Below are 14,509 nucleotides of genomic sequence, written 5' to 3' on the forward strand. Positions count from 1 at the left end.
GAGAGAAGCGCTAACTCTGAGCGAAGGCGTTTGCGAGCTCGCCTGCCGTGATCCGATAGTCGAATGCGCGAAGCGCTTGTTCGCGTGCGCCCTGTGCCAGCCGAGTGCGAAGCTCAGGATCTCGGGAAAGACTCTCGATGGCTTCGGTCAATCCGTCGACATCTTTCTGGTGGACCAGAATACCGGACTCGCCGTTTGCGATCATGTCCTCGGTGCCGCCGATGCGGGAACAGATGACGGGAACGCCCGATGACATCGCTTCCATGACGCTGACAGGGGCTGCTTCTCCGAGGCCGACGCTTGACAGCACGAAAGCGTTCGCGCGGTTCAGCAGTGCGATGACGTCTTGCTCGGAGCAGTTTCCGGGGAGATCGACGGCCTGTTCAAGACCCAGCTCCGAAATTGTGCGCTCGATTTCCGCCCGATGGGGGCCTTCGCCGGCGATCGTATAACGGGCATCCAGCCCCTTGTCGCGAACGCGCTTCAACGCAGCGAGCGCGAATTCGTGCCCTTTGGCTGCATTGAGTCGCGCGACCGTGACCATCAAGAAAGGCGCGTTTGCGGGCTTGCTGTTGGCGCTTGGCTTGAAGCGTTCAGTGTCGACGCCCATCCAGATGACCGGCACGCGGTCCTCGGTCAGATCCGTCGCGGAGAGCACCTGCTTCTGCAGCGGGCGCGTTACAGTCGAGACGAAGCCGGCGCGTTGCATCTTTTGGCGATGGTCCGTCCCATACACGGGGAGGTCGCCATGAAGCGTGAGGCTGTATTTGGGGCCGCCCAATAGGTTTGCCATCGCGGCAATGTGGGCGGCGTTCGCACAAGAGTGGACATGGAGGTGCTCGATCGCGAATTCTTCGCATTTCGCGGTCAAATCAGCCGCGCAGCCGAGAAGAGCGGCGACCTTGAGGCGGCCCGATGTGGAGCTTTCCGGCAACGAGGCTGCATAGGACAATGCGGCGGCGGCCGCTCGCGGGCGAGACGCCAGAATGCGTGCGGTCTCTCCAGGGCGCGGGGGATAGACATAGTGGGTCGTATCGCGCGCTTCCTGCGCAAACGCGTGCAGGCAGGCGTTTTCGGGCGGTCGCCGTGTCGAAAACGGCTGAACCGTGTGCCCAAGCTCTCGCAGGGCGGTCATTTCCCGCCAAAAGAACGCGTGTGTCTGGCCAGGCCACTCAGGCACTAGGTAGCCAATTCTCATTCCGTTACCTGGTTCTCGTCGATTCGTCGGGTCTTGGGTTTCGGCTCTTTCCGGCGAGCTTAGCCGCGCTTCAACCGGCGCGTATCTTTTTCGGACCTATGGTCAATGGCGAAGGGATTTGATCTTGCCGATGCAAGCTATCGGCGCGTGATATGCAACTCGCATTGCTTCGAGGTGGCGGGTCTCCGGTCTTGAACCGTTCTGTGGTCTTCCTTGCCGGCTGTTAACCAGGTTCCGTGGCCCTTGTTCTCCGGGCATTTCATCGAATTTATTCTTTGGTCGTGAAGGTTTCCTATCATGGAGCGTCGTATCTTCCGTGTCGGAACACTTTCCGGATTTGGGTTGCCCTCCCGGGAGACGGGTTCGTCTCCATGTTTTCGGCTGCGCAGCGCACCACCTTAGGGACTTGTGAAGGAGCAGACGCTTGACTGAGGGCAGCGGGAAAATACATGCGCTGCTCGTTGTCGAGCAATGCAATCCGGAATGGCCTTCGGTTCCGTTGGTCGGCTACAAATTCTACCGTCATATTTCCGAACTCGTGCGCGTTACCCTGGTGACGCACGTCCGCAACGAGCAAGCGCTTCGCGCTCAGCATCCGGATGCGGATATCGTCGTCATTCCAGAAAGCGCGTGGACCGCCGGGTGGCACAGGATCGCAACGCGGCTCAGCACGATCCGCGGCAGCACGATCTGGCCGCTCTATCATACGCTCACCTATCCGACCTATGCGGAGTTCGATCGCAAGGTTCTGCGTGCGGTGGGGCAGCGCATCACGCGCGGCGAGTTCGATGTCGTGCATGCGATTACGCCGATGATGCCGCGCTACCCCTACAGCGTGCGAAAAGTCTGCGGGCAGACGCCGCTCGTTATCGGACCAGTCAACGGCGGCGTGCCCTATCCCGCAAGCTTCGGGACGGTCGCGAAATCCGAGTTCTCGTTCCTGAACTGGCTACGAACGGCGGGACGATATCTGCTTTCGGGGTACCGCCAGACCTACGAAAACGCCGCCTACGTGTTCTCCGGCTCCCAATTCACCAAGGGTCTCCTGGAAGATCTTTTCCGCCTGAAGCGCAGGGTCGAGGTGCTGGCGGAGAACGGATTGGACGCTTCCTTTTTCGCAACGCCGGCAGGCGACAGCGCTCGACAGGAGAGCGATAAACTCGAAATTCTGTTTGTCGGTAGGCTGGTACCTTATAAGGGCGCCGATATTGCCATCGACGCTCTTGCGGCACTTCCGTCCGCGTCACGCGAGCGGGCGCGGTTGACGATTGTCGGCGATGGGCCTGAGCGGGCCTCGCTCGAGGCGCAGGCAAAAGGGGCGCAGATCGATCATCTGGTCCGGTTTGCCGGCTGGGTGCCGCAGCAGGAAACGCTAGCTTACTACCGATCGGCTGATGTGTTCTGCTTCCCGTCCGTCCGCGAGTTCGGCGGGGCGGTGGTGCTCGAAGCGATGGCGAACAAGCTGCCGTGCATCGTCGTGAACAACGGTGGTGTGGCCGAGTATGTGACCGAGGCGGCGGGCTTCAAGGTCGAGCCGCTTTCGAGGGAGCATGTCGTGGCGGATGTCGCGCGTGCCTTGCAGAAGATGATCGAGGCGCCTGGCCTTCGACAGGCTATGGGCGTTGCCGCGGGGCAGCGGGCGCGGGACTACGCGTGGTCCGGCAAGGCGCAGCGTATCGTTGAGATCTATCAGTCTCTGCTGCGCGAGCAACCAAGACAGGGCGTTTCGCAAGGATCGGTCGCATGAGCGCAAGCCTGTCCGGTGCGGTTTACGCCATCGTCGGATTTTCGGCGCCTTTTGGGCTGGCGCCGCGCATCGCGCCGCCATTGTTCCTGGCACGTTGCTTGGCCGTTTGGCTTTTCACAGCGCTGATCCTGTTCTTTCTCGACGACCCGCTTGCCGTGTTGGCGCTTTCCGGACTGGTGCTGTTGGTCCTTGCGCCGTCCGATTCATTGCAGAGGCTGGGTTTCTTCTTTATCGCGGTGCCATGCCTGCCGGCCTACTTGCAGGTGTACCTGCCGTTTCCGGGCATAAACTGGCTGATCATGCTGACCTACTACAAGGTCGTCGTGTTCTTCGTGCTGGTTCCGATCCTGTTTCGATCGTCTCCTCAAGGCAATCACCGAGGCGACTTTTCTGTCGCTGACGCAAGTGTCGTGATTTACATCATCCTCACGGTTGCGTTGGTTACGGTGTCGATGGGGCCGACAGCCGGGCCGAGATTTCTCATCGATCAGTTGCTCGTGCTCGGGATCCCGTATTTCGTTTTGAGCCGGACCATTCGCAGCCAAGAGGATTTCGATTTCTGCTTTCGGGCGATCCTCTTCGTTTCTCTTATTCTGGCTTCCATCGCGATCATCGCCACGCTGAAGCAGTGGGATTTCTATCGGCTCAAGGAACCGCCTTCGGTTTTCTCGATCCCGGATATCCGCTCAGGTCTCATCCGTATCGCCGTGACCGCGAACACGCATTCCCTCGGCTATCACCTGGCGCTCGGCTTTCTTTTTCTCGAGTATCTGAAGGGCGCGCTTACTCTCGGGACGCTGCGGTTGTGGCTGTTCCGCGGCATGCTGCTGGCTGGTCTCGTCTCAACCGACTCGCGCGGCGCCATGCTGGCACTTGCGGTGGCGATTTTCGTCTATGTCGTCATCATGGTCCGGAAAGCCTTCATCCGCTGGGGTCTGCTGCTTTCGCTCGCGACGGCAATCATTGCCGGCGGGTTGTGGCTCATCACTACCGAGGATGCGTCCGGTGTGGATGCCTACAACAGCGTCGGATATCGGCAGCTGCTTCTTCAGATCTCCATCCAGCACATTCTGGAGAACCCCGTTTTCGGTGACCTCCATTTTCTGCTGGATCCGAAATTCGGTGTGCTGCTGCAGGGGCAGGGCATCATCGATATCACCAATTTCTATCTTCAGGTCGCTCTTTGCTTCGGGTTGGTGGGCTTGGCACTCTTCGGCGCGATCTTCGCTCCCACTTTGCTGGGGCTGACGCGTACGATTGCCAGATCGGCCGCGGCGCGTTCCGATGATCGCGATCGTATTCGCAAAATCAGCGCTCTCCTGTTGTCGGCGACTGCCGGCTGGTTCGTGCTCGTCGTGACAACCAGCGACGTGGCTCTAACCCTGCATTTGGGTCTTATCCTCATCGCAATGTCGCGGGCGATGTTGCGTCTCGAGGCATCGCAGCCCGTGGCGAAGGTGAAGCGCGACGATCGAACGCCTTCGCTGCGGGGTTTTGCCTATCGCGTCATTCGCCCTGAAGGCAGTGCGGGTGGGACTGGCTAGAGCTTCGCCCAGCGGGGTGGCCGTTCAGCGTTGTGGGATCACGGCGACTATTTTGTCGGATTGGCCTTTATGAAGGTCTCAAGCGCGTCTGCCTTCGGCGCGTCCGCCAGTGGCTGGTTCAAATATTCGCGGGCGCCCCAATTGCCCCACTTCGAATAGCCGGACGTGTTGACGAACTGCATGAACATGCCGCCGCCAGCCTTTTGCCACTGCGTGAGGTAGGCGAGGTAGAGATCCTTCATGGCGGGATGCCGGTTCGCCGCGGCGAACAAGGCATTGATGCGCTCGTTGTTGACGACATTTCCCACGCCCACCAAGTGCTGACCGCCCTCATATGCGATAAGGCTTACGCCGAAGCGGTCCGCGACTTCCTTTTGCCGCGTGAGCCAATCCTGGACCTCAGAAAGTCCGCGGCCGTGCAACTCGGCTATAAGAGCTTCGGGCGTCATCCCCTGCACGCGGGCTTCTTCGGCCTGATCGCCTGCATAGCCGCCGAGGTATGGAGCGATCGCGAGGGCGTCCGTCGAACGGTAGGCGTCGTTGAAACCGAGTACGGTCTCGGAGACCCAGTAGTTCGCAGCCTGAGAGGCCATGACACGCACGAGACGAGATGTTCCGGAGAACACCTTCTCCCAGATCTGGAAAATCTCGACTGAGCGGCGGGAGTAGAACCTGAGCTGGGCTTCGAAGGCGTTGCTGGAAAGGCCGAGCTTGGCGCCTTGCTCCCCCGCATAGCGTGATTGATCGAAAATGGAGTTCCACACTTCGTTGGAATACTCGATGTAGACGAGCCGATCGGGGTCGAGGTGATCGCGCACGTACTCGGCGAACTTTTCGACGTAGTTGTCATCGGCGAGATGAGGAATCGTGAACCACGGATCCGCCTTCAGCGTGTTGGCCAGCTCGACCATGATCTCCACGGGCACGCCCTTCATCGTGTAGTGGGCGTCGGTCACCTTGGGGCGCTGGTCGAACGTCGTGATCTTGGAGTTGTTGGTGTCCATCCAATCCATGAAGCGCAAGGCGCGATAGGATTTGATGCTGTCGAGGAACTCCGGGAGAAACAGCGATTTTTTTGGGTCGGCGTCGCCGGCTTTCGGCGGGCAGGGTTTGTCGGGTGCGCCGTCGCATGTGCTGTCCGGGGCGATGATCCGAATGTTGCGGATGTAGTTGTCCGGATTGGTCGCTTCCAGCGTGAGGGAAATGCCGCCTGCCTTAGGGTTCGCCCACAGAGTCAGTTTTCCGGGCTCGACCGCGGTTATGCGCTGGGGGAACGACGTCAGTTTTCCTTCGCCGTCGTACAGGACTTCGTATTTTCCCGCCGGATAATGCTTCTCGCCATCGTGCCAGTACATGACGGTGCGGGCGATCTGCCCCGGCAGCAGCGATTTCACCCAGCCGTGCTCGTCGAGATTCAGCTTTCGCCCGTCGTCCCAGGTGTTGCCGGAGGAGGATACCCAGGGGCGCGATTGCTTGAATGGATCGGTGAAGGTCCACTCCGCGCTCCAATCGACGACGCCGGTCAGATTGGTTCCGATGGGCGAAGTGGCGTTCTGCTCGGAGCCGACGCTTTTGATTTTGGGTTCGGCAGCGGCGACATCCTGAAAAGGAAAAGCCAGCGCGAGGGCGAGACCGCATGCGAGGGATATTGTGCGGGACAAGAGGTTCTGGAACATCAATCCTCCGCGGCGCGATCAATCGCGATGAGACCGTTATCTGTTCCACAACTTAAAGCATTGAGGTCTGCCGGCCTGCCGATGCTTGAGGACATGACTAACGATTGCTCGTTCAGCATGTCGTCGCGGATGTGGGCGTCATCCGGCAATCAGGCGAACGACCTCGATAAAGGCCAACCCCGCCAGATAGCCCGCGGGCCAAGCCGGAAGAACGAGCAATTCGTACTTGAGATCGAGGAGGCCGAGCTTCCTGATCAGCCAATAGTGAAGCGGCAGGGCTGCGATCGGATGCAACGCAACGGCGTAGATCGCGCCCTCCAAACCGTAGGCATTGAAGAGGATCGGCAGCAGGATCGCCACAGCGACGAGCCGGATGATATTGATGGCGGCCTGGTACTCGGGCTTTCCGATGGCGACGTAGGTGGTCGTGAAAACGTTGTACCTTGCGAAGATGAGCGCGAACGAGAGGATCTGCAGAAGCGGGCCGGCACTTTCGTAACGGTCGTCGTACAGAACGTGAATGATGCCTGGCCCGAGCGCGAAGAGAAGCCCGGCGGTGCCGAGATACCAGATGTCGAAAGGCGGCCTCAGGCGCGCCAACTGCTCGCGCAGCCGGGCGCTGCTGGTGCGGGATGCTTCGCTCAAAACCGGAAGAACAACGCTCTCGAAGAGGCGGGAAATCAGTCCGTCGACCGCGGTGTAGAGGTTTAGTGCGATGGCGTAGATGCCGAGCGACGCCGCGCTGATCACGGCGCCGAGATAGGCGCGGTCCATGTTGACCGCCAGCACGAACGCGATCGAAGAAACCAGTATCCAGATTCCGAACTTGTAGACCTCGGCAAGGGCCTCGCGGTTCAGCATGAGGCGGTTTGAGATGCCCGGCAAATACATGTGGCTGAGCACGGTCGAGATCGCGGCCGCAAACAGGCCGCCGGCGACAAGCGACCAGATCGATCTCGTCAGGAAGCCGAGCGCGATCATGACCAGCAGGCCGACAACTTGCGCGATGAGATCGATGATGATGATGCCGCGCAGGTTCAGATTGCGGCTGGCGGTGATGTAATTCGACGATTGAAAGCCGCCGATGACACCGGCTAGGGACGCCACGACGAGCACGAGAGGAAGCTCCGGCGAACCGAGCGCGGTGTCGGCTGCGAAGATATTGTAGCTTGCGGCGATGTGAAGACCGGCTGCGATCAGGATGCATGTAACCAGCATGGCCACGCCGCGCAGCACCTGGATGGTCCAGACCGTGTTCAGGAATATGGGGTCGTCGCCGCGCCGGCTCTGGATGATGGCCGGCCGGAGCCCGATGTCGGAAAGCAGGCCGAGAATCATCTGGATCGTAAAGACGATGCTCATGAGCCCGAACATCTCGGGGGCGAGCAGTCTCGTCATGATCAGGTTGCCGCCCAGACGGATGATCTGGCTCAGGATCTGAGCGACCATGCTGAGGCTTGCGGCCTGGAATATGCGGCCGTGAACGAATCTGTCGCGTAGAGAGGAAAGCCCCGCCCATGAGAGCGCATCGAATCGCACGAGATGCACTCCTCGCATCACTTCTAGAGTCTGAAGTCGGTCAAGCGACTGCTAGACATCATCGCCGGGGCGGCATGGCAAGGGGTTCCGGCAGCGCGAGATTAATATGTGCTGGAATTGGCCTTGCGGTCCCTAAGTTTCAACCGCGGCGGATGCGGACGTAAGGGGTCGTTCAGTATGGAGCGTGAAAGCGCGCAAAAAAGCGGCGGTGCAGCAACTCATGTTGCTGCACCGCCGCCTTGCTATTCTTAGTAGTTCGGCCGGCTAATGAAGTCGGTCGTCGACGAAGACGTACGACGGAAGATGGCGGGCGGATCGATCGCCGCATCCTCGATCATGCGCTGGGCCTTTTCAGCGGCGTTCGCGTCCTTGCCGCCGTTGACGGGCGCGCGTCCGCTGTCGACCACCGCTCCGCTGGTTTCCTGGCCCTCGGAGACGATCACGACGTCGCCGGGCAGGACTTCAGTAAATACCGTGGCGGGGATGGTCTGGACGCCAGCGCGGCTTTCGCGGGCGATATGATATTGAAGCTTCAGCACATCTTGATCATCGGCGTTCGCGCGAATGCCTGTCGCGAGCTCCAGCTGCGCAACCTCGCGCTCCAGCGTATCGATACGCTCGCTCAGGGCGGCGCGGCGCTGCTGGGGCACCATGACGAGCTGCTGTTCGACGTTGCTCAGGCGGGCGCGGGCGCGCTCGACCATCGCATGGGTTTCAGCGTAGCGGACTTCGCCGGTCATAAGCTGAGATTTCTGCTCGAAGAAGCGTGCGTTGGAGATCAGCTGCTTCTCCCTTAGGCCCTCGACGCTCGCGAGCTGGGAGCGGGTCATGTCGAGCTGGCCGAGAACGATGCGTTCCTGCTTCTCGGCGGCTTCGAACTCGCGCTGGGCGGCTTCACGGTCACGCCGCAGACCCACGAGCTGCGTTTCCATCATGTCGCGCTGTTCGCTCAGCATATCGTTCTGGCGCGAGACGAGCGCGGTAAGCGCGGTCCGCTCGGTTTCCGGCGAGTTCTTGATCAGCTGCGAGATGCGCTCGGTCGTAAGGCCGATATCGGTGCCTTCCCGCTCGGCCTTCAGGCGAGCGAGCTGGGCAAGCGCGAAGGTGAGCTGAGTCTTGGACTGACGATTGGCAACGGTGTGGAGCCCGCCGCCGCCGGCAGCCGCGGCATCAGACGAACGCGTGACGCCGCGTGCAAGCGAGATCGCCTGTATCACTTTGAGACCCGGACGCCATTCCATGGCGCCGGCTTCCGTAACCTGTCCCATAATGAAATAGGGGCGGAATTTCGCGATCTCGACGGCGACCGTTACGTCGCTACGCGCCAGGCTGCTCAGCTTCGATGCGAGCATCTGCTCGAGATCGGCGGGCGTCATGTTGCCGATTTCGATGCGGCCAATGCGCGGAAATGACAGGGAAAAATCAGGATCAATGGCGTAGTCGCCGCTAAGCTCCTGGTTGCCCCAGACGCGAACGCGGATGCGTTCAACCTGGGACATGTCGAATTGGGGCCGCTTGTTCAGCGGGGTGGCGAGCGAGCCTGTCGGCTCCTTGAACTCGACCTCTCTGATGCCCGATGCCTTGGAAGACAGGTCATGAGACGGGGCAACGGAGGCAATGTCGACGCTGGCAGACCTGAGCGTTTCGCTCACGTGCGAGCCGTCTCCGAAGCTGTCGGCCAAAATGGCGCCCGGCAAGATGCTTGCTGCAATGCACGCACCGACGATTACAGGTACACGAATACCCCGCCCGGCAGGGCGGCAAATGGTTTTACTCTTCACGGACTCCACCCTTCCGCTACGATGTCCGCCCACTGAAGAAAAGGGCGTACGTCGTGCTCCTTATGTTGATAAAAGCCAGGAGCGGATCGTGCCAAATTTGCACGACTACTTACCGAAAAGTATGACCTGTTACAGTCATGTGCAACATAAATATTATGACTTTGTTTACGGTGGTTAACTTGTGAGCCCATTGCGCATCTCGGTGTTGCAAAAATCGAATTCGGGGGTCTCGCACCCCTTTGCAATCCAGTGAGAATTTGGGTTGCATCTTGCGTGCCAGTCCAACGCCCGCGATGGCGCTAACCCAAACACAGAGGCCGTTCTTCCGATGGCTGTTTGTTGTGATAAAGATTGTTGGGTGTGTGCGGTGCACAACGCACCCCTATTTTGAGTGGAATTCATGCCTTCCGAGCCGGTCAGCAACGTTTCCGTCGCCATTGCGCTCGTTAACTATTGTACCCGCGATCTCACGGTGGATTGTCTGCGTTCGCTCGAAGCGGAAATCGCGGACTGGCCGGATTGCGAGGTCGTCGTCGCCGATAATGCGTCGCCTGACGGTTCGGGTGCCGAGATCGCGCAAGCGATCGAACAGAACGGCTGGTCGCGTTGGGCGCGCATGCTGCCGATGCCGAAGAACGGCGGGTTCAGCTACGGCAACAACGGCGTGATCCGCGAGCAGCTCGCACGCACTACACGGCCTCGCTACATCTGGCTGTTGAATACGGACACGATCGTCAGGCCGGGTGCGCTCAAGACGCTGGTCTCCTTCATGGAGGCAAACCCGAAGGCAGGTTTTGCCGGCAGCCGACTCGAGCATCGGGACGGTACGCGCCAATGCTCGGCGTTCCGTTTCCACTCGATCGGAGGAGAGTTTGAGTCGAGCGTGAATGTCGGTCCGGTGAGCCGACTCTTGAAGTCGTCGGTCATTGCCCCGCCGCTGACCGACGAGACGACGCGCTACGACTGGCTATCTGGGGCGAGCATGCTCATCCGCACCACCGTGTTCGACGACATCGGGCTCATGGATGAAGACTATTTTCTCTACTACGAGGAAACGGATTTCTGCCGCCAGGCGCTCAATCACGGCTGGACCTGCTGGTACGTGCCGCAGAGCCGCGTGGTGCATCTGGTCGGGGCCAGCACGGGTGTCACGTCCGCGGCCGGCAGGATCAAGCGGCGCGCGCCGTACTGGTTCCAATCGCGGCGTCGCTATTTCATCAAGCATCACGGCGTGGTCTACGCCACGCTGGCCGATGCGGCGCTCGGCGCCGGCACCGCGCTCTCGATGCTGCGTAATGCGATTCAGGGTCGAGGCTCATCGAGCCCTGAATATTTCCTGTCGGATCTCGCGCGTCAAAGCGCGCTTTTCAACCGCTCACTCGGCGAAAAGCAGTAACGCGCGGCGCGCCGGTCGCTGGCCGATCAGCGCATGAAGTGATCGACGGACGCGTTGATGCCCTCGACCAGCCGCTCGTAGCTGCCCGCCGGCTTCCAGCCGAGAGCCTTCTGCGTTGCGCTGCTGTCATAGCGCGCCCGGTGGGTTCGCGCGGCCCAATCGTTGAAGCTCACTGCGCGCCGGTTGGGATGGCGGATCGCGTGCTTGGCGGTTTCCTTCGCGGCGTCGATCGCAAACAGCTTCCAGACGGGTCCCTCCCGCGCGTCGAGCTTCACGCCGGCGCGGTCTTCGATAGCCGCCACATAATCTCTAGCTGTCATGAGAGGGGCGTCAGTTAGAAGGAAGGTGTGGCCTTCGATGCCTGGCGCATCGAGTGCGCGGTCGAGCGCGTCGGCAACATCCTCGACCAGGACCAACGGAATGGGATTGCGGCCATCGCCCCAGTAGGTGACGTCGGTGTCGGAGTTGAAGAGGCCGACGCCCCAGTGCGCGGGGGGGCTGCCCTGGCCGATGACGATGCCCGGGCGCAAGACGACAAGCGGCAGGCCGCGCGTGCGATGCATCTCGTTCAGCATCGCTTCGCAAGCCGCCTTGGAGCGCGCGTAGTGATTGCGCGTCTCGATATTGCCGTCGAGCGGGGTGTTCTCGGTGATCACGTCACTGGCGTCGCCCGACGCGTAGGAGTCGATCGTGCCGGTGTAGATGAAGCGTTTGACGCCGTGCTTGAGGGCTGCTTCGGCAAGGGTGCGGGTCGGGTTGATGTCGTTTTCGATGTAGTCCTGCCAGCGTTTTCCTTCGGCCTTGGCAAGGTGATAGACGCTGTCGATCCCGGCGAGCGCCTTTTCGAGCGTCGCCGGATTGCCATGCGATCCTTTCAGAATATCGACGCCAAGCCCCGCAAGATTGATCTCCGCAGAGGCGGGATTGCGGGTGAGGACGCGTACGCCAAGGCCTCTTTTCGTCAGGCGTTCGACAAGGCGCCGCCCGATAAAGCCGCTGCCGCCGACGACGAGAACGCTCGGCTCCCGTTCGGATGGCAACGTTGTGCTCTTGGGCTGGGGCGCATGGGCGTCGGGCGGGAGGTTTGCGGTCGCGACGACGCTTTCGCACAGCTCCATGACCTGGGCGCCGAAGATGCCGTCGTGGCGAGAATCCAGGGTGCCGGATCTGACACCGGCATAGAAGCTTTGGACACTGCCGGCGATGCTTTCCCCGAAAGGATCGGAGGTCGGTTGTTTGCGGAGTGTCGCCAGAGCATGACGAAGGAAGCTGCGTCCGGCGTCGCGAGACAGGGCGTGGCCGGCGGCGCGCGCGGTCATGACGTTGTCGAAGATGGGATTGGCGCTTCTGGTCCGCTCGATGCGGCCTACGCCGCGCTCGAAATCAAAATGAGCGATGCCGCCGCTGCCGCGCACCTTGAGGCTGCGATCCTTTTGCCCGGGCGTAACCGACAGGTTCAACACCACTGAGGAGCGGCCGGCCTCTCCAATAAGATTCCAGTGGCGATAGACGCGCCGGCCTCCCGGCAGATCGATAGGGGATCCGGCGTGGCCGGCGGTTGCCCTGACCGGGCCGACCAGGTCGATCACGAAGGCGGCGAGGTGCGGACCAAGCTCGAAGACGAGATTTTCGGGCGCGGCGAGAATCCAATTGTCGAACGGCCCGAACTGGATCAGCGGCAGCTGATAGAGCCAATCGACGGCGAGGTGATCGACAGTGCCCAGCGTGCCGCCGCGGATCGCATCGCGAAGCGTCTCGTAAGCCGGCATGAAAAGGAAGTTGTGGTTGACGCCGAGTTTGACGCCGCGGGCCGCCGCTTCTTCGCTGAGGGCGCGGCAAGCCGCGGATCCGAGCCCCATGGGTTTTTCCAGGAAGACATGCTTGCCTGCTTTAATCATGCGGCTCGCGGTGTCGATATGCAATTCCGGCGGAAGAAGGATATGCACGGCGTCGCAGTCGGAGGCTGCGACCTCGTCGAGGGATTGGAAGACTTTCGGAATGCCGAACAGGTCGGCTGCATCTTGCGCGCGTGAGATCGTTTGATCGCAAACCGCGTGGAGTACGACGCCGTCCGTCGCCTTGAGCGCCTTAGCGTGTGATTGAAGGATGTAACCGGCGCCGATAAGGCCGATCTTGAGCGGTTGCGTCATTGAGTGTTCCGAATTGGGGGCGAAGGAGCAGTGTAAATCATGCGGATGTGACGGCGTATGCGGTGGTGAAGCGCGCCGGCTGCAATTCTAGATCATGCCGGACGCGGACCTTTGTATTCGATGATGGGCGAAGCACGATTGCGCCAGCGGCCATAATGAAAGGTTGCCAGCCCGTGGAACTGGGCGATTTTTCCGAGCATCAGCAGCACGGCACCGGCGGCAGCGACTTTCGGGCTCAGGCCGCGCTTGAGCTGGCGGAAAAAAAGTTGCCCAATCTTAACCGGCCAAGGCAGGAGGACGATGGCCGCGGCCACCCACCAAAGTGGGTGATGCAAGATAGCCAACACCACAAAGACCGCGAGCGCCAGGGGCATGATCGCGCCCCAGACAATAATGCTGCGGCAGGCACGCGGCCAATCGGGCCAGCGGGCGTCCGGGTGTAAATGGGCCATCTCGGCGTAGGCATGTCCGGAGCGTCGGATGCGGGTCCAGAACTGCGAAAAATGGATAATGTCGACGTCGTGGAGGGTCATCTCGGCGTCGATGCGCTCCAAGTGCCATCCCTTCTTTCTCAGGCGCATGGACAACTCTGAATCCTCGCCGGCAATCATGGTCTCGTTGTAGCCGTCCACTGATTTCAGGGCCGCGACGCGGAATAGGGCATCGCCGCCGCAGCCCGCCGCCTCGCCGATCGGCAGATCCCACTCGTCGTCGCAGAGCGCATTGTAAACGGATCGATCAGGATGGCGTTCGCGGCGCCGGCCGAACACGAGGGCAAGGTTGGGGTTGGCCTGCAACGCTGCAACGGCGCTTTCGATCCAGCCCTTCCGTAGTTCGCAGTCGCCGTCGGTCATCTGGAGAAATTCGAGATCCGGGTGGGCCTCGAGAATGACACGCATGCCCGCATTGCGCGCGCGGGCGGCCGAGAAGTTCGGTGGGGTGGACAACTGAACGATCGTGGCCCCGGCATTGCGTGCGTTCGCGACGCTCTCGTCGCTCGAACCGGAGTCGACATAGACCACGGGCGAAACAGACTGCGACCTAAGGCAGGACACCAGTCTTTCGCCTTCGTTGCGGCCAATGATCACGCTTCCGATACGGGGCGTCGTATCCGACCCCCGCTCAGTCCCCACTCTTTCCATTCCTTCCCGCGCCCTCTGCAGAATGGTCCCACGTCCACATACGCAGCTCGGTGTCGTGCAGATGCACTGCAAGCCGGTTTGGAAGAAGCCTAGTTAGGGACATGATCAGCATAAGTTGTCGCTATTTTGAATTAACACTGGCGATCTAAGTAAATTCCTCTTTCGCGATCGAGGGTGTAAAATTTTAAGATAACTTCTTTTCTTCTTCGGGTTTGAAAGTTGAGCGCTACAATCTGTGGCGCGTGTCGGTCGTCGATCAAGTAGTGGCTGCGCGATAACGTGACTCATATCAAACTTTGGAGTGGAGCAATTTCTTCCTCCATTCAGCCGATGGAT

At 60.6% G+C, this 14,509-nt stretch carries 9 protein-coding genes; 3 read left to right on the forward strand and 6 right to left on the reverse strand.

The window, feature by feature from the left end:
- Positions 1-10: 10 nt before the first annotated feature.
- A complete protein-coding gene (gene epsE / locus RCO24_RS10360) occupies positions 11-1,198 on the reverse strand; it encodes an exopolysaccharide biosynthesis GT4 family glycosyltransferase EpsE (protein ID WP_308961855.1) in 1,188 nt (395 codons plus the stop codon).
- Between the two features lie 424 nt (positions 1,199-1,622).
- Here epsE and RCO24_RS10365 point away from each other — a divergent pair, with 424 nt between their 5' ends.
- Both RCO24_RS10365 and RCO24_RS10370 read left to right on the forward strand, forming a co-directional pair.
- Positions 1,623-2,945: a glycosyltransferase family 4 protein gene (locus RCO24_RS10365; RefSeq protein ID WP_308961856.1), complete on the forward strand. Its 1,323-nt coding sequence runs from the start codon at positions 1,623-1,625 to the stop codon at positions 2,943-2,945.
- Positions 2,942-4,489, forward strand: coding sequence for an O-antigen ligase family protein (locus RCO24_RS10370; RefSeq protein WP_308961857.1), 1,548 nt, complete (start codon positions 2,942-2,944; stop codon positions 4,487-4,489). The genes RCO24_RS10365 and RCO24_RS10370 overlap by 4 nt, the downstream gene beginning before the upstream one ends.
- Before the next feature lie 47 nt (positions 4,490-4,536).
- Here the strand turns inward: RCO24_RS10370 and RCO24_RS10375 are convergent, their stop codons facing one another.
- The 3 genes from RCO24_RS10375 to RCO24_RS10385 form a co-directional block, all read right to left on the reverse strand.
- Complete coding sequence (locus RCO24_RS10375; protein ID WP_308961858.1) at positions 4,537-6,165, reverse strand: hypothetical protein; 1,629 nt, start codon at positions 6,163-6,165, stop codon at positions 4,537-4,539.
- Between the two features lie 138 nt (positions 6,166-6,303).
- Entirely contained in the window at positions 6,304-7,704 is a 1,401-nt protein-coding gene (locus tag RCO24_RS10380; protein WP_308961859.1) for an oligosaccharide flippase family protein, read from the reverse strand.
- A 248-nt stretch (positions 7,705-7,952) separates the two neighbouring features.
- The gene (locus RCO24_RS10385) at positions 7,953-9,401 is read right to left on the reverse strand and encodes a polysaccharide biosynthesis/export family protein (protein ID WP_308961861.1); all 1,449 of its coding nucleotides are present in this window, start codon (positions 9,399-9,401) and stop codon (positions 7,953-7,955) included.
- Between the two features lie 484 nt (positions 9,402-9,885).
- Here RCO24_RS10385 and RCO24_RS10390 point away from each other — a divergent pair, with 484 nt between their 5' ends.
- A complete protein-coding gene (locus RCO24_RS10390) occupies positions 9,886-10,881 on the forward strand; it encodes a glycosyltransferase family 2 protein (RefSeq protein WP_308961862.1) in 996 nt (331 codons plus the stop codon).
- Positions 10,882-10,907: 26 nt separating this feature from the next.
- On the opposite strand, the gene RCO24_RS10395 is transcribed toward RCO24_RS10390, so the two are convergent.
- Entirely contained in the window at positions 10,908-13,031 is a 2,124-nt protein-coding gene (locus tag RCO24_RS10395) for an NAD-dependent epimerase/dehydratase family protein (RefSeq protein WP_308961863.1), read from the reverse strand.
- Positions 13,032-13,123: 92 nt separating this feature from the next.
- A complete protein-coding gene (locus RCO24_RS10400) occupies positions 13,124-14,119 on the reverse strand; it encodes a glycosyltransferase family 2 protein (protein ID WP_308961865.1) in 996 nt (331 codons plus the stop codon).
- Between the last annotated feature and the right edge of the window lie 390 nt (positions 14,120-14,509).

The sequence above is a fragment of the Hyphomicrobium sp. LHD-15 genome, from assembly GCF_031157355.1.
In the GTDB taxonomy this organism is placed as follows: domain Bacteria; phylum Pseudomonadota; class Alphaproteobacteria; order Rhizobiales; family Hyphomicrobiaceae; genus Hyphomicrobium_C.

Bases quoted from the DNA above. Each gene is read 5' to 3' on its own strand.
- RCO24_RS10390 (WP_308961862.1), top strand. From the start codon at position 9,886: ATGCCTTCCGAGCCGGTCAGCAACGTTTCCGTCGCCATTGCGCTCGTT.
- RCO24_RS10375 (WP_308961858.1), bottom strand. From the start codon at position 6,165: ATGTTCCAGAACCTCTTGTCCCGCACAATATCCCTCGCATGCGGTCTC.
- epsE (WP_308961855.1), bottom strand. From the start codon at position 1,198: ATGAGAATTGGCTACCTAGTGCCTGAGTGGCCTGGCCAGACACACGCG.
- RCO24_RS10395 (WP_308961863.1), bottom strand. From the start codon at position 13,031: ATGACGCAACCGCTCAAGATCGGCCTTATCGGCGCCGGTTACATCCTT.
- RCO24_RS10370 (WP_308961857.1), top strand. From the start codon at position 2,942: ATGAGCGCAAGCCTGTCCGGTGCGGTTTACGCCATCGTCGGATTTTCG.